At 46.5% G+C, this 15,467-nt stretch carries 12 protein-coding genes; all 12 read right to left on the reverse strand.

Annotated features, from left to right (window positions below; translation table 11 throughout):
• Positions 1-541 (reverse strand): translation initiation factor IF-2 N-terminal domain-containing protein (locus OKX56_RS00275; protein ID WP_287895209.1); only part of this gene is annotated, 541 nt, incomplete at its 3' end.
• 75 nt (positions 542-616) lie between these two features.
• Positions 617-934, reverse strand: a complete 318-nt coding sequence (locus tag OKX56_RS00280; RefSeq protein WP_015044122.1) for a L7Ae/L30e/S12e/Gadd45 family ribosomal protein — start codon at positions 932-934, stop codon at positions 617-619.
• Positions 931-1,197, reverse strand: coding sequence for an RNase P modulator RnpM (gene rnpM / locus OKX56_RS00285; RefSeq protein ID WP_025205412.1), 267 nt, complete (start codon positions 1,195-1,197; stop codon positions 931-933). Before rnpM ends, OKX56_RS00280 begins: the two co-directional genes overlap by 4 nt.
• Before the next feature lie 38 nt (positions 1,198-1,235).
• Positions 1,236-2,708 carry a transcription termination factor NusA gene (gene nusA, locus OKX56_RS00290; RefSeq protein WP_025205411.1) on the reverse strand — a complete coding sequence of 491 codons (1,473 nt, stop codon included), beginning with the start codon at positions 2,706-2,708 and terminating at the stop codon, positions 1,236-1,238.
• A gap of 27 nt (positions 2,709-2,735) precedes the next feature.
• Positions 2,736-3,194, reverse strand: coding sequence for a ribosome maturation factor RimP (rimP, locus tag OKX56_RS00295; RefSeq protein WP_025205410.1), 459 nt, complete (start codon positions 3,192-3,194; stop codon positions 2,736-2,738).
• 158 nt (positions 3,195-3,352) lie between these two features.
• On the reverse strand, positions 3,353-7,066 hold the full coding sequence (locus OKX56_RS00300) for a PolC-type DNA polymerase III (protein WP_025205409.1): 3,714 nt from the start codon (positions 7,064-7,066) through the stop codon (positions 3,353-3,355).
• A 566-nt stretch (positions 7,067-7,632) separates the two neighbouring features.
• Positions 7,633-9,357 (reverse strand): proline--tRNA ligase, encoded by a 1,725-nt coding sequence (locus tag OKX56_RS00305; protein WP_025205407.1) that lies wholly within the window; start codon positions 9,355-9,357, stop codon positions 7,633-7,635.
• A 128-nt stretch (positions 9,358-9,485) separates the two neighbouring features.
• A complete protein-coding gene (ispG, locus tag OKX56_RS00310; protein ID WP_282433238.1) occupies positions 9,486-10,619 on the reverse strand; it encodes a flavodoxin-dependent (E)-4-hydroxy-3-methylbut-2-enyl-diphosphate synthase in 1,134 nt (377 codons plus the stop codon).
• 604 nt (positions 10,620-11,223) lie between these two features.
• Positions 11,224-12,303 (reverse strand): RIP metalloprotease RseP, encoded by a 1,080-nt coding sequence (gene rseP, locus OKX56_RS00315; RefSeq protein WP_242837045.1) that lies wholly within the window; start codon positions 12,301-12,303, stop codon positions 11,224-11,226.
• Position 12,304: 1 nt separating this feature from the next.
• On the reverse strand, positions 12,305-13,453 hold the full coding sequence (locus tag OKX56_RS00320) for a 1-deoxy-D-xylulose-5-phosphate reductoisomerase (RefSeq protein WP_025205404.1): 1,149 nt from the start codon (positions 13,451-13,453) through the stop codon (positions 12,305-12,307).
• A 115-nt stretch (positions 13,454-13,568) separates the two neighbouring features.
• Positions 13,569-14,672 carry a sporulation integral membrane protein YtvI gene (gene ytvI, locus OKX56_RS00325; protein ID WP_287895214.1) on the reverse strand — a complete coding sequence of 368 codons (1,104 nt, stop codon included), beginning with the start codon at positions 14,670-14,672 and terminating at the stop codon, positions 13,569-13,571.
• 2 nt (positions 14,673-14,674) lie between these two features.
• Entirely contained in the window at positions 14,675-15,457 is a 783-nt protein-coding gene (locus OKX56_RS00330) for a phosphatidate cytidylyltransferase (protein WP_025205402.1), read from the reverse strand.
• Positions 15,458-15,467 lie beyond the last annotated feature (10 nt).

The raw sequence follows: 15,467 nt of genomic DNA on the forward strand, positions 1-15,467 counted from the left end.
GCGGTCTTTGGCCCTGCGGTCTCATCTCGCCTGGCGGTCTTTGGCCCTGCGGTCTCATCTCGCCTGGCGGTCTTTGGCCCTGCGGTCTCATCTCGCCTGGCGGTCTTTGGCCCTGCGGTCTCATCTCGCCTGGCGGTCTTTGGCCCTGCGGTCTCATCTCACCTGGCGGTCTTTGGCCCTGCGGTCTCATCTCGCCTGGCGGTCTTTGACCCTGCGGTCTCATCTCACCTGACGGTCTTTGATCCTGACTTTTTTTGTGACCTTCTGCATCTCTGAAGCTTTCCGGGGGAATATCTTCTTCGGTCCTTTTTCTGGCAGGGACTTTTTCCTCAGCCCCGGCAGCCTTAACCGGCTTGCTTACTTCTTTTTGCTGTGATTCGCCTGTCTTGGTCAGCGCTTTTTTAACTTTTTCAACTTCCTCCGTGGATACCGCACTTAAGTGGTTTTTCACTGGTACCCCAATATCATTAAACTTTTCCATTAAAGCCTTGCTGGATATATTCAATTCTTTAGCCAGTTCGTGAACTCGAATATTGGTCACATTGTCACCCCCCAAAAACGAAAATAGAAATATAACCTTTCAACTCCTTATCTCTTACTGGGGACATTAAAACATTTAAACCCGCTCATTTTCAGGTGTGTCCCCCAACCTGATGATTGCTTTGGCGAAACCGTCATCCATAATCAGTATAAGTGCTCTTGGTGATAATCCGACAGCCGTCCCGAGTTCTTGTTTCGTGCTGCAGATCATAACCGGAATATGAAGATCATCGGCCCATTGCGTGTACTTGGTGATAGAGCCCGGTGAATCTTCTGCAATAATCAATAACGAGCCCTTTTGTTTTTTTAAGAATGCTTCAACCTGTGATTCTCCGGAAGAAATTTTCCCGGCTCTCCTTGCCATTCCAAGCAATGATAATATTTTTGGTGTCAAGAAGAATTCATCTGCCTTTCAATTTCGGCCAGCATCTCTTTGGTCGGTTTGATGCCAAAAGTTTTTTCAAAACGGTTTTGTTTCAGAGCTTTTATCAGACAATCTGGACACTGGCAAAGGTAAGCTCCACGCCCATTTTTCTTGGAAGAAGGATCAAATTCCAATACTCCCTCAGATGTTTTCACGATTCTCAATAATTCTTTTTTTGGTTTCATTTCCTGGCAGCCAAGACACATGCGCAGAGGGATTTTTCGTACCTTCATTTTCTCACCTTTCAGGAATTACTTTTGGTCACTGAAGCCTATTTTTTCTTGCTTGAAGATTTGGCCTTTTTCTTGGGTTTCTCTGCTTCCTGCTGTTCATCTACTTGGGAAGCTTCATTAGCAGGTGATTCTAATTCTGAATATGACACATCAGCATCACTGTTTTCATTTCGGGCATTTTCATCGCCGTCATATTCTGCAGATTCATCGTATTCATCGTAGTATTGGCTATCCTCGTCCTCCTGATAACTCCCGTCACCATATTCATCGTATCCTTCTTCTGTGTAGTCCTGATAGCCTTCATCATATTCCTGATATTCTTCTTCAGATTCTTCATACTCGCCTTCTACATAATCGCCGTAGGGTTCGTCTTCATAATCTGTATATTCTCCTTCTTCATAGGGTTCATACGCCTGTTCATAGTACTCACTCTCATATTCTTCATCCTGATAGCTGTCTTCCGGGATCAAATTCTGAGCGAGCGCCTGCGTTTCGTTCTTAATATCGATTTTCCAGCCGGTCAGCTTTGCAGCCAGTCTGGCGTTCTGTCCTTCTTTCCCGATAGCGAGGGATAATTGATAGTCCGGCACGACCACCAACGTTACCTTGTCTTCATACCGCGGATAAACACCCAGGACTCTGGCCGGGGAAAGCGCATTGGAGACAAAATCAATCGGATCAGCCGACCAGTTGATGATGTCCATTTTTTCGCCTTTCAGTTCATTCACAATATTCTGTACCCTGCTGCCCTTTGGTCCAACACACGCTCCAACCGGATCAACGTTTTTGTCTTTCGAGTAAACGGCAATTTTAGAGCGTGCACCTGCTTCCCTTGCAACTGCTTTGATTTCTACAATTCCATCGTGAATCTCCGGAACTTCCAGCTCAAACAATCGTTTGATCAGTCCTGGATGGGTGCGGGAAAGTAAAATTTGGGGGCCTTTGGTCGTTTTCTTCACTTCAACAACATAGGCCTTGATTCTTTCAAAAGGCTGGTAGTTTACTCCGGGATTCTGCTCTGAGGCAGGCAGTACGGCCTCCACCTTGCCAAGATCCACAATGACGTTACGCTGTTCATAGCGTTGGACAATACCGGTGACAATATCTCCCTCGCGATTAATATATTCATCGTATATTAATCCACGTTCAGCCTCACGTATTCTTTGGACAACAACCTGCTTAGCAGTCTGCGCTGCGATGCGGCCAAAGTCACGCGGGGTGACTTCAAATTCAACAATATCTTCAGTTGAATAGTTCGGGTCCATTTTTTTAGCTTCTTCTAATGATATTTGGGTGCGAGGATCATCCGCAATTTCCACAACGTTTTTGCGGGCATATACTTTAATTTCTCCATTCAAGCGGTCTATATGGATCCTTACATTCTGTAAAGAGGAAAAGTTCTTTTTATATGCCGATATCAGAGCAGCTTCAATCGCTTCAAACAATATCTCTGTCGAAATACCTTTTTCTTTTTCTAATTCGTGAATTGCCTCAATGAACTCCATGTTCATCTGTCTGAATCCCTCCTCAAAATCATTTTAAAAATCAAAAGTAAGATGGGCCTTTTCAATTAGCGACAAAGGAATGGCAATCTTCCGCCCCTCATATTCTAGGATAACCTGGTCATCAGCCAGTCCTTTTAAATTTCCGGTAAAGCGGCTGTATCCCTCAAACACTTCTGTCGTATTAATACTGACAAGCTTTCCTGTATATTTAATATAATCTTCTCTCTTTTTAAGCGGTCTCTCAATTCCGGGAGAAGAGACTTCCAGCATATAGGCCTGAGGAATCGGGTTTTCTTTATCCAGAACCTCATTAATTTGATGGCTTACCTCGGCACAGTCGTCAATCTCTACTCCGCCTTCCTTATCAATATATAATCGCAGATACCAGTAAGCACCTTCCTTAACATACTCGACATCGACGAATTCCAGTCCCAGCTCCATTACGAGTGGCTCTGCCAAACTTCTAACTTTGTTTAGAATAGAATTGCTCATCGTGTACTCCTTTTAGAGTTAAGCATTTTTTATTTTTTCATCATACCAAATGAAAGAGTGGGTAATCCCCACTCTGAACCAAAAATCTGCTTAGAATAAAATTCCTGCTTTTACTATATCATATACTGTTTCCGTCTGCAATATTCCTAATGTCCAGTTTAAAACAAACTCAGCTGATTTTTATCGGGCAGCCCTTCCAGACACCCGTGCTGCTGAAGCGTTTCAATGACGGTTTTGCTGATCTTTCCGTTGGATCGGGCCTGGATATCTTCGACAGATTTGATCGTTCCATGTTCCCTGAGTTTGACCAAACTCGCCGCAGCCGTTTCACCGACTCCCTGCAGGGATGACAGTGGCGGCAGGAGCCCATCAGGTGTTACCTGAAAACGTACCGCATCTGATTCCCACAGATTAACCTTGCGCAGCTTAATCTTCCGGCAGTACATTTCCACCACAATCTCAAGGATCGTCTGCAGGTTCTTGTCCTTAGCCGTTGCATTGTTGCCTTTGGCGGCAATTTCTTTGATAGCCTCCCGGCACTTTTTCACACCGCTGCAGATCAGTTCCGCATCAAACTCATCTGCCCTGACGGTAAAAAATGTGGCATAAAACGCTTCAGGATAATTGATCTTAAACCAAGCGATCCTGAAAGCCATTGTCACATAAGCTACAGCATGGGCCTTCGGAAACATATAGCTGATCTTCTGACAAGAGTCAATATACCAATCCGGAACATTTTGTTTTTTCATAGCCTCAATATCTTCATCTTTGAGTCCTTTACCCTTGCGGACCGACTCCATAATTTTAAAGGCATGGCTGGAATTAAGTCCCATCTGAATCAAATAGATCATAATGTCATCACGGCAGGCAATAATGTTGGAGATGTCAGCTGTACCGTTTAAGACAAGGTCCTGGGCATTGCCAACCCAGACATTCGTACCATGGGAAAGTCCGGATATTCTGACCAAATGGGAAAAGCTTGAAGGTTTGGTGTCTTCCAGCATCTGTCTTACAAATTTTGTACCAAATTCCGGGATACCGAGTGTTCCGGTCGTGGACCCGATTTCCTCCGCAGTCACGTCAAGCGCATCCGTACTCGAAAAAAGTGAGAGGGTTTGCGTGTCATCGAGTCGGATTTTCTTGGCATCAAGCCCTGTCAGGTCCTCCAGCATTTTAATCGACGTCGGATCGTCATGACCGAGCAGGTCCAGTTTGGTTAAACGCCCGGAGATGGAATGGTAGTCGAAGTGGGTCGTAATAATATCTGAGGAGGTGTCGTTAGCTGGCCTTTGCAGCGGGGTAAAATCAAAGACATCGCATTCTTTCGGGATAACCATTAATCCTCCCGGGTGCTGTCCTGTTGTTCTTTTTACGCCCGTACAGCCGTTAACCAGCCGGTTCAGTTCTGTCTGGTTATATTTGACCTTTCTTTCTTCAAGGTAATTTTTCACAAAACCATAGGCAGTTTTTTCAGCAATCGTGGAGATCGTTCCGGCCCGAAAAACATTTTCCTTGCCAAATATCTCCTCGGTGTATTTCATAGCTCTGGGCTGATATTCTCCCGAGAAATTTAGATCGATATCAGGAACCTTGTCTCCTTTAAAGCCCAGGAAGGTTTCAAACGGGATGTCATGTCCGTCTTTGACCAGTTCCCTGCCGCACTGCGGACATATTTTATCCGGCAGATCCACACCTGCTCCGGCGATTCCGTCCGTCACAAACTCTGAATAAAGACACTCCGGGTTAGCACAACGATAGTGTGGCGGAAGCGGATTGACCTCCGTGATGCCGGTAAAAGTTGCGACGAGTGATGAACCGACGGAACCCCTTGATCCGACCAGATAACCATCCTCGTTCGATCTTTTTACGAGCAGATGCGCAATCAGGTACAACACAGCAAAACCGTTGCCGATAATGGAATCCAGTTCCTTATTTAAGGTTTTCTGAACCATTTCCGGCAAAGGATTGCCGTACAGCTCATACGCTCTGGTCATCGTCATATCCCGGATTTTATCGGCAGCGCCTTCAATCTTCGGTTCAAAAAAGTCGTCCGGGAACGGTTTGATTTCAGCGACCTGTTCAGCAATCATTCTCGGTGTTGCAACTACCGCCCGATAGGCATCCTCTTCATCAAGATAAGCAAATTCCTTGAGCATTTCATCCGTTGACCTGAAATACAGCGGAGCCTGCTCATCGGCATCGGCAAAGCCTTTCCCGGCCATCAAAATTCTTCGGTAAACTTCATCTTCCTTATCAAGAAAATGGACGTCACAGGTAGCCGCGACAGGAATACCAAGTTCCTTGCTAAGAGAGACAATGCGCCGATTAATATCGATCAATTCTTGTTCACTGGAAACCTCACCGTTTTTCAGCATAAACTGATTGTTCCCCAGCGGCTGGATTTCCAGATAATCGTAATACAAAGCAATTTTTTTGATTTCTGCCGCATCTTTTTTTTGCAAGATTGCCCGCATCAGTTCTCCTGATTCGCAGGCCGAACCAAGGATCAAACCTTCCCTGTGGGCATCAAGCAGTGAACGTGGAATGCGGGGACGTCTGTAAAAATACTCCATATGGGAAGCGGTAACAAGTTTATACAGATTTTTTAAGCCGATATAATCCTTAGCCAGAATAATAATATGAAAAGAACGGCTGCGGCTCAACTCGACCGGATTAGTTCCAGCATCCTCGACCAAATAGCCTTCCATGCCATAGATGATTTTGACACCGTACTTTTTCCCGGCTTCAGCTGCATCCGGGAAAGCCTGAACGACCCCGTGGTCTGTTACAGCAATCGCGGTATGTCCCCATTCACCGGCTCGCTTCACCATGTTTTGGATCGATGAAACACCATCCATTTCCGAATGCTTGGTGTGCAGATGCAGTTCAACCCGTTTCTCTTCCGCAAGATCCGGCTTGGACGTCTTCGAAACAGTCATCATATCCCTTGGCATCAACGTCAGCTCGGTCGTATAACGATCGAACTGCACGGCCCCTTTCACTCTGAGCCAGTCACCTTTGTTGATTTCCAGAGGTTTTTTCCCTTCGTCAAAGAACAGTTTGCAGCCTATTGAGTTTGTCTTGTCTGTCAACCCGAACGACAATAATTGACGTCCGCTTTTTAATCGTCTGATTTCTGTTTCGCAGACCTCACCCTCTACAATGACCTGTTTCTCCTCGTCATGAATATCGGCTAACGGAGCCGGCGTACCCTTTATCTCTCTGCCAAGCAAAACAGCATTCTGCTCTTTCTTCTCTTTTTTCTCTTCAGACTTTTTGGACAGGATTTCCTCTACATACTTCTGCTCTTCTTTTTCCGCGTCAAAATAGATTTCTTCTTCAGCAGCAGTCTCTTCAATTTCCCAGAAAATTCTTGCCTCCATACCATATTTCTGCTGAAAGAAGCTTTCCAGACTATCCTGTTTCAACTGACAATATTCCATCGCCATCATGCTCGGAACGAAGAAGGTCAATCTGTTATTAACAACCTCGTATTTTACGGAAGCATTCAGCCAGACCTTAAGGGAAGGCACTTTCTCGTGAATATCCTGGATGATTTGCAGCCAATGTTCTTGACAAAGCATCTCTAGGGTAAAATCGGGAGACATTTTTGTTTTTATCTCAATCGTGATTCCGTTATTTTCGTTCCCACTATTTAATCTTTTCTTTAGGGATTCAGTTAAGAGGCCCAGAATCTCTTCCTGGACCGGACAGGATAAAGAAAGATGGAGTATCCACTTTCTTTGTTCAGGAACAATCTCCACCCTCTCCAGCAGTATGTAATTTAGAAAAGTATCCAGCCTCATGCTGACATCACTTGGTAGTTCCTGATAAAACGGTGTTGCTTCCAGTTTGACTGCCGCATTTAACACCAATGAATGCCTCCTCTGTATCCAAACGCAATTTCACATCACTGCATATTACTATGTAACTTACTATGTAACTTATTTGGGGTTGGTCTGTATGCCACAAATCCGCTTTCGGCCGTTGTGTCATCCATGACACAAAAGGCCGCGCTTCGCACTCCATGCTCCGCTTGACGCTGGAATTGTGGCACACAGACTGAATCTTTGGATAATCTTTGGATAATCTTTGGATAATCTTTGGATAATAAGATTATAATGTTTGCTTAAATTAAGCATGTAACTTTGAGAAGTATAACGAGTACACTGTTCTTTTCTTTTAATAAATTCTCAAGAATAATCTACATTCTGACATGCAGACTTGCTTGAATAACCCTAAGATCAGTCTGGGGGCCACAGTTCCCGCGCCTGGATGGCGAAGCACGGCCTTTTGACGGCCATGGATGGCAAGGAGCGACGCGTCAAGGAAGACGCAACGGCCGAAAAGCGGTATTGTGGCCCCCAGACCTGCCATACATAACGGTTTTTTAATACTCAATAATCAACAATTTGTGTAAGATTTTGAAAACGTGGCTCTAGACACGACAGGCTTCTTTGATAATTTCTGTTACAAGACTGCAAACGCGGTCCGCCTCAACCAGCTCAACTTGCCGGGTGCTTCTGTTGTACAGTTCAACTTTGCCTTCAGCGAGTGCTTTAGCGCCGATGGTCAGTCTTAGAGGATATCCGACGAGATCCGCATCCTTGAATTTTACGCCGGGACGTTCGTCCCTGTCATCGTATACTGTCTCGATTCCGAGGGCTTTTAATTCTTCATAAAGCCGTTCAGCAGTGGCAACGACATTTTCGTCCTTTAAGGAAACCGGGACGATAATACAATGATACGGGGCAATCGGCATCGGCCAGATAATTCCGTTCTCATCATAATTCTGCTCAATGGCGGCAGCCATTGTTCTGCTGACGCCTATCCCATAGCAGCCCATATAGCAGACCTTTTCCTTACCAGTATCGTCGAGGTAGGTTGCCTGAAGGGCCTGACTGTATTTCGTGCCAAGGTTGAAGACTTGTCCGACTTCAATCCCACGGGCTTCCTGGAGCCGTCCCTGGCATTTCGGGCAGGGTTCACCCGGCGTTACCATTCTGAGGTCTGCTATTTTGGCAGGAATAAAATCCTTTCCGCAAGCAACACCGAGCAGATGATAATCTTTTTTATTGGCTCCGCAGACTCCCTGTTTCATCTCAGCTACTTCAAGGTCTGCGGCAACATAGACATCCTTAAGTCCAACCGGTCCGATGAACCCGTGCTCGCAGTTGAAAACCTCTCGGACTTCCTCCGGGTCAGCCATTCTGAGGTTCAGGAACGGTCCGAGCATATTATTGACCTTGATTTCATTGACTTCCCGGTCTCCCCTAACCAGGACAAGTATAAAACGGTCGTCGCCTTTATACAAAAGCGTTTTTATCAGAGAAGACTTGTTGATTTTTAAGAAATCAGCCAGCTGGTCAATCGTTTTAATATTGGGGGTATGAACCTCACCTGTCCGGCCTGCCAGAATATCCTGATCAGTGTCTGGATGCGGCAGACATTCAGCTTTCTCGACATTGGCGGCATAATCGCAATCTGGACAGAATACCACCGCAGCCTCTCCGGATTCGGCCAGCACCATAAATTCATGGGTTCCGCCTGTTCCGCCAATCGCACCGGCATCTGCCTCGACAGCACGGAAAGTCAGCCCACAGCGCGTAAAAATCCGTTCATAAGCCTCATACATCTTGCGGTAGCTTTCCCTGGAACCTTCAGGATCCCTGTCAAAAGAATATAAGTCCTTCATGATAAATTCTCTGCCGCGCATCAGTCCGAAACGTGGTCTTCTTTCATCACGGTATTTATTTTGAATCTGGTACAGAAGGAGCGGCAGCTGTTTGTAGGAACGGACTTCACTTCTGACCAAGTCGGTGATGACTTCTTCATGCGTGGGTCCGAGACAGAATTCCCGGTCATGCCGGTCTTTTAATCGGAACATCTCCGGACCATAGACATCCCAGCGTCCGGTTTCTTTCCACAGCTCAGCCGGCTGGACAATCGGCAGCATGACTTCCTGCCCGCCTTTGGCATCCATCTCTTCGCGCACGATTTGCTCGATCTTTTTAATTACTCTGAGTCCCAGAGGAAGATATGTATAAATCCCGGCTGCAGCTTTGCGGATAAATCCGGCTCTCAGCATGAGCTGGTGACTGATCACTTCGGCTTCTGCAGGCACTTCCCGCAAGGTCGGATTCAATAATTGGCTAACTTTCATTGTTTATTTCTTCCTTTCAACAAGTGCTTGCTCTTAAAAAGTTCTTGCTCTTCAATATTACCATTTTCACACAGGATTAAACAACCGGAAAACCGCTGATTTATTTTTAAAGATCTATCAGAAAATGTTTAGTGTTTTTCTGATAGACTTAAATCGTCTTCGATTTTCTCCATCAAAGCCGGCACTAATTCATCTTCAGGCAGCTGTGCGATGACCTCACCCCGTGCAAAAAGCAGCCCCCTGCCTTTTCCTCCTGCAATGCCAAAATCGGCTTCCCGGGCTTCCCCAGGGCCATTGACCACACAGCCCATCACGGCTATGGATACGCTCTTGGATGGTGCCGGTAAAGCTTCAAGTCTCTGTTCTACTTCCTCTGCCAGATGAACTAAATCCACCTGAGTCCTGCCGCAGGTCGGACAACTGATTAATTCGAATCCGCCTTTCTTAAGATCCAGTACCCGCAGAATCTGCTGGGCAACCGGAATCTCTGCTGCAGGATCGCCTGTCAGTGAGACTCTGATCGTATCGCCGATGCCTTCAGCCAGAAGTGTTCCTATGCCGATTGCAGACTTTACCACCCCGGATCTGACCGTACCGGCTTCGGTTACCCCGACATGCAGCGGATAGTCCACCCGATGGGCAATCATGCGGTAAGCGTCAATCATCAACGGAACATGGGACGATTTCAGGGAGATCTTGATATGATGATAGTTTTCCTGTTCCAGGATGCCGACATGGCCCAAAGCGCTTTCGACCATCCCTTCCGCGGTCGGTCCGCCGTATTTCTCAAGGATTTCCTTTTCCAGAGATCCGGTATTGACTCCGATCCGGATCGGGATGTTTCTTTCGCGGACCGCGTTGATCACCTCTTGTACTTTCCAGCGCTCACCAATATTTCCCGGATTGATCCGGAGTCCATGAACCCCATTTGCAACAGCTTTAAGTGCAAGCCGGTAGTCAAAGTGAATATCCGCAACTACCGGGATCGGACTTAGGCTGCAGATGTCTTTCAATGCAAGCGCAGCCTGCTCATTTAAGACAGCTATCCGGATAATCTCACAGCCAATGCCAGCCAAGTGCCTGATCTGATTGAGGGTGGCTTGAACATCCCGGGTATCCGTATTGGTCATCGACTGAATCACGACCGGATTACTACCGCCAATCGCCACCGATCCGATTTTCACTTCTCGCGTAATCCTACGTTTCAATCGATTAACCCTCCTATTTTGACGTAGTTTATCTTGGGCTAGTCTGTGGGCCACAATGCCGCTTCTCGGCTGTTGTGCCCTCCGTGGCACAAAAAGCCGCGCTCCGCATCGTGCTCCGCTGACAGCGGAACTGTGGCCCCCAGACTAATTCTTAAGTTTAATTTGCAAGCTAGATCAAGGAGCCAGAAAGTATCTCTATGAAGAAGAAGCCTGCCAAGCTCCTTCAAGCGCTCTGATATCATCGATTGGATGCATTCAGATGATGATTGACCTAGCTAACGTCATTCGTTTGCATAGCGTTGGGAACTTAAAGGCTAAAGAATAATCCGTGCTTAAATCAAATCAGATAAACACGCTTTTTATTCGTGATTAAAATCTAGTATGAATTCCCAGCAAGAGAACTATAATTGTATTCTCTACATAGAAGAACTGCAACTTCCGTATAAGTCATGCCAATTACCCTAAAAATCAGGCTACGGGCCACAGTTTCGCTGTGAGCGGAGCAAGGATTGCGTAGCGCGGCTTTTGTGTCAAGGAGGACACAACGGCCGAAAAGCGATATTGTGGCCCGCAGCCTTGCCCAAACAATAGGGTTTCAAATAACATTCATAATTCAAACGCTATAGAGACATATCCGCTTTTCTTAAACCAAAAAAGTCTACTTCGTAACAATCCTCAGTATATCCTGATACGTCACCGCGATCATCAGCGCAATGAGCAGCGCAAAGCCTGTCAGCTGAATCCAGCCTTTCTTTTCGATACTTAAAGGCTTACGCCGGATTCCTTCAAAAGTCATCACGGCCAGCTGACCGCCATCGAGCGCCGGCAGCGGCAGAATATTTAATACACCAAAGTTGATGCTGAGCACAGCAGCCAGGGTAAATAGCGATGACATGCCCTGTTTTACGCCTTCCCCGATGACCTGGGCAACACCAATCGGACCCGAAAGTTCAACCGGCGCCTTACCGGTAATCATATGAATCAGATAAAGGACGAGTTGTCTAGTAAACTCTACCGTCTGCAGAAAACCATATTGAATGGATTTCAGGACGGATACTTTCTGCATGGTATAAGAAGGCGCAATCCCGATCAATCCTTTTCCAAGCTCCTGATCATAGGCCGGGGTAATCTCAATCGTGACAATTTGTTTCGTATCCGCTTTTTCTACGGCAAACGACATCTTTTCTCCGGGGTTGGTGTGAATTTGCTGCGTTACAGAATTCCAGTCTGGAGTCTCTGTGCCATTGATCGCAATAATTCTGTCTCCGGCGGCGAGTCCCGCCGTGGCTGCAGGTTTACCCAGTGACACCTCACCGATTAGGTTCTGGTTATCGGCTACGGCTACACCAAAAAAGGCAAAAGCAACCACAAAAAGCACCGCACCGAGGATGAAGTTCATGAGCGGTCCGGCCACAATGACGGCCATTCTCTTCCAGATTGATTTGCTTTCAAAACTTCGGGCCAACAGTTCCTCCCTGCTGACCTGATCGCTTTCTTCGACTTCTTCAGCACTTAAGAATCTGCAAAACCCTCCCAGAGGCAGTATCCTGACGGAGTAAAGCGTTTCCTTACCCTGGAACCCAAAAAGCTTTGGCCCAATGCCAAAAGCAAATTCCAGCACTTTGATCCCCGATCTCTTGGCTATGATAAAATGCCCAAATTCATGCACAAATACCAAAACGCCAAATATTACGATAAAAGCAATTACCGTTTTCAATATTTCAAACAAACCATTCACCTCAACCCAAATTTATTTGTGATGCAGCATACTCCCTAGCCCATCTGTCCGCAGTCAGTACGGTATCCAGGTCCTTTATCTCCAGAACCTGATGGGCCTGACAAGTGCGTTCCACAAGTTCGTGCATCTCAAGATATTTTATGCGTCCTGCCAAGAAAGCATGTACACAGATTTCGTTGGCAGCATTCATGACAGCAGGAAGTGTCCCTCCCGTCTGACCGCAGGAACAAGCGAATTTCAAAAATGGGAAAGCAGCCAAATCGGGCTTCTCAAACGTTAAGCTCTTTCCGGCAAGCGAAAGTTCCGGCAAACGGTTTTCCCAGCGTTCGGGATAGGTCAGCGCATACTGAATCGGAATGCGCATATCCGGTATGCCAAGCTGGGCAAGAACAGTGCCGTCACGGAATTCAACCATCGAGTGAACAATGCTCTGAGGATGAACCAAGACATCAATTTGGTCATAATCTACGCCGAAAAGAAATTTTGCCTCAATAACTTCCAAACCTTTGTTCATCATGGTTGCCGAATCAATGGTGATCTTGGCGCCCATATTCCAGTTCGGATGTTTCAGCGCCATTACCGGTGTTACCTCAGCCAGCCTTTCCCTGCTCCATCCTCTGAAAGGGCCGCCTGAAGCAGTCAGAATGATTTTCTTAACTGCATTTTCGTTGCCGCTGAGACACTGGAACACAGCAGAGTGCTCACTGTCAACAGGAATGATGGAACAGCCGTTCCGTTCTGCTGTCTGCATTACAAGTTCCCCTGCGGCAACGAGCGTTTCTTTGTTGGCCAGCGCAATATTTTTTCCTGCGTTCAGTGCAGCCAGTGTAGGTTCAAGACCAATACTGCCGCTGACTGCGGTCACAACCGTGTCAACCTCTGCTGCAGTCGCTGCCTCAAGCAGTCCCTCCATACCTACCAGCACCTTAACAGGCAGGTCAACAACCTGTTGTTTCAGGTAAAGTGCTTTTTCTTCCTGCATCATTACGGCAATCCTCGGCCTGAACTCGCGGATCTGCTGTTCAAAAAGGTCGGCCCGAGAATTGGCCGACAAAGCATAGACAGCTAATTTTCCTTCCGAGTTTCTGACCACATCCAGTGTCTGCGTGCCAATTGAACCGGTGGAACCTAAGACCGAAATTATTTTCACTTTGATATCTCCAATTCAAATTTCAATCTAGCTTAATTCATCATGCTTAAGTTTTACTTAAAAATAGCGATGGTCTACCTAGTACATAATCTATCTAGGTTAGAGAATAGCTTTGCTACTCTCCCTTAAAAAAGCCGGCTTTCCTGACGGCTTCATACATGACGACCAGAGCGGGGCCGATGATCAGTCCTACTGCTCCGAAAAGATTCAATCCAATATACATGGACATCAGGGTGGCTAGCGGATGCAGCCCGATATTTTGAGACAAAATCTTTGGTTCCAGGGCCTGCCGGATCACTGTAGCGGCAAGGTAGATGACCAAGAGTTTGACTGCTGAGGCAATACTGCCGGTAAAAAGCAGCACCAGGATCCACGGGATAAATATGAGGGCCGGTCCGATAACCGGTATCAGATCGAGCAGGCCGGCCAGAATGCCAAGCGTAAAGGCATAGCTATTACCGATGATCAACAGTCCAATTGTGATCACAGCGAATGTGATGCAGACAAGAAAGGTCTGAGCTCTTAAGAATCCTACCAGTGCTGAACCAAGGTCTGCAGCAATTTGTCTGGTTTTGCCAAGATATTTCCCTTTTACCCTGCCAAACAGCCATTCCTTAACGGCCGGAAAACTCATGCTCGTCAGCAGTGTTGCTACAGTTGTAATCACAATCACAAACATCAAGCCCGGCAGCGCACCCAGAAAATTCAGCAAGCCAAGACTGCCGTTTTTAAGAATGACCTGGAGTGCCGCGAGTATTTTTTCCATATTGGACTGAATCGCACTGTTGATCTCAGGATTCAGCTGAATAAACTGCTGAACTAAGCCGATCTTTTCTGTCAGCATTGCCAAGGTCTGCTGATAAATCATCGGAAAAGCGGTATATAATTCGGCTAACTCGCGGTATATCCGGCTCCCGAACAAAACCAGCAGCAGCACAAATATAATTAAAACCAGGACAACTACAACCAAAGATGCGTAGGTTCTCTTGATTTTGAGCACATTAATCAGTTTTAATATAAGCGGTTCCAGCAGAAAAGAAATGATAAATGCCAAAATAAAGGGCAACAGAGCCGAGACCACTGTTCCAAGCGTTGAGCCAAAGACAGGGAAAAACTCGACGATCGTATAGGTAAAAAGTTTCAGGCCGAGTAATGCAGCTGCAATCATAACCAACCTGTTCAGATTCACCCTTAGGGAGTTCTTGGTCGTATCGTTCATGCTTATCCCACCAATCCTAGGTTAATAGAAAAAAACACCAATGGCAGCGCAAACAAAAAGCTGTCAAAGCGATCCAGGATACCGCCATGGCCTGGGATCAGCCTGCCGGAATCCTTCACCCCGGCAGTCCGTTTCAGTGCGGATTCAAAAAGATCACCGATCTGGGAGGCAATGCCGGTCAAGAGTGACAGGACAAGGATAGCCGGGAGCGTTGCTTGCTTGGTAATCAACCAGAAAACAAAACCGCAGGCTAAAGCCATCACCAGGCCGCCAACAGCCCCTTCGACTGTCTTGTTCGGGCTGACTTTCGGGGCAAGCTTTCTTTTGCCAAACGTATTGCCGACAAAAAAAGCTCCGGTATCTGTGAGCCAGACCAGTAAGAAAACAAGAAAACACCAAGAAACGCCAAATTCTCTTAAGGAGTAGAGATAGGTAAACAGAAAGACCGGATAAATCAGCGCCAGAAAATAATACGTTGAAGACGCTAAAGACTGATTTGGATAGCGCAGCGCATAACTTCCAAATGTCAGCATGAACCATATGATCGCCAGCGGCAGCATCCATTCCGTGCGGCCAAGAAGAAAAATAGCCAGCCACAAGATGCTGTACACGACCGCTGGCCATAACTTGTTTACTAAACCGGCTTTTTGTCCAATCTGCAAAAACTCTTTAAGTCCAAGTAAAGCGAGAATCACAACAGCAATGGACAAATACCATCCTCCGAGCCAAGTTAAAACCAATAAAAGGGGGGCTCCGATCAGAGCACTCAAGATTCTCTTAACCATTTTCTATCCC

The organism is Dehalobacter sp. (assembly GCF_030063005.1).
Taxonomy (GTDB): domain Bacteria; phylum Bacillota; class Desulfitobacteriia; order Desulfitobacteriales; family Syntrophobotulaceae; genus Dehalobacter; species Dehalobacter restrictus.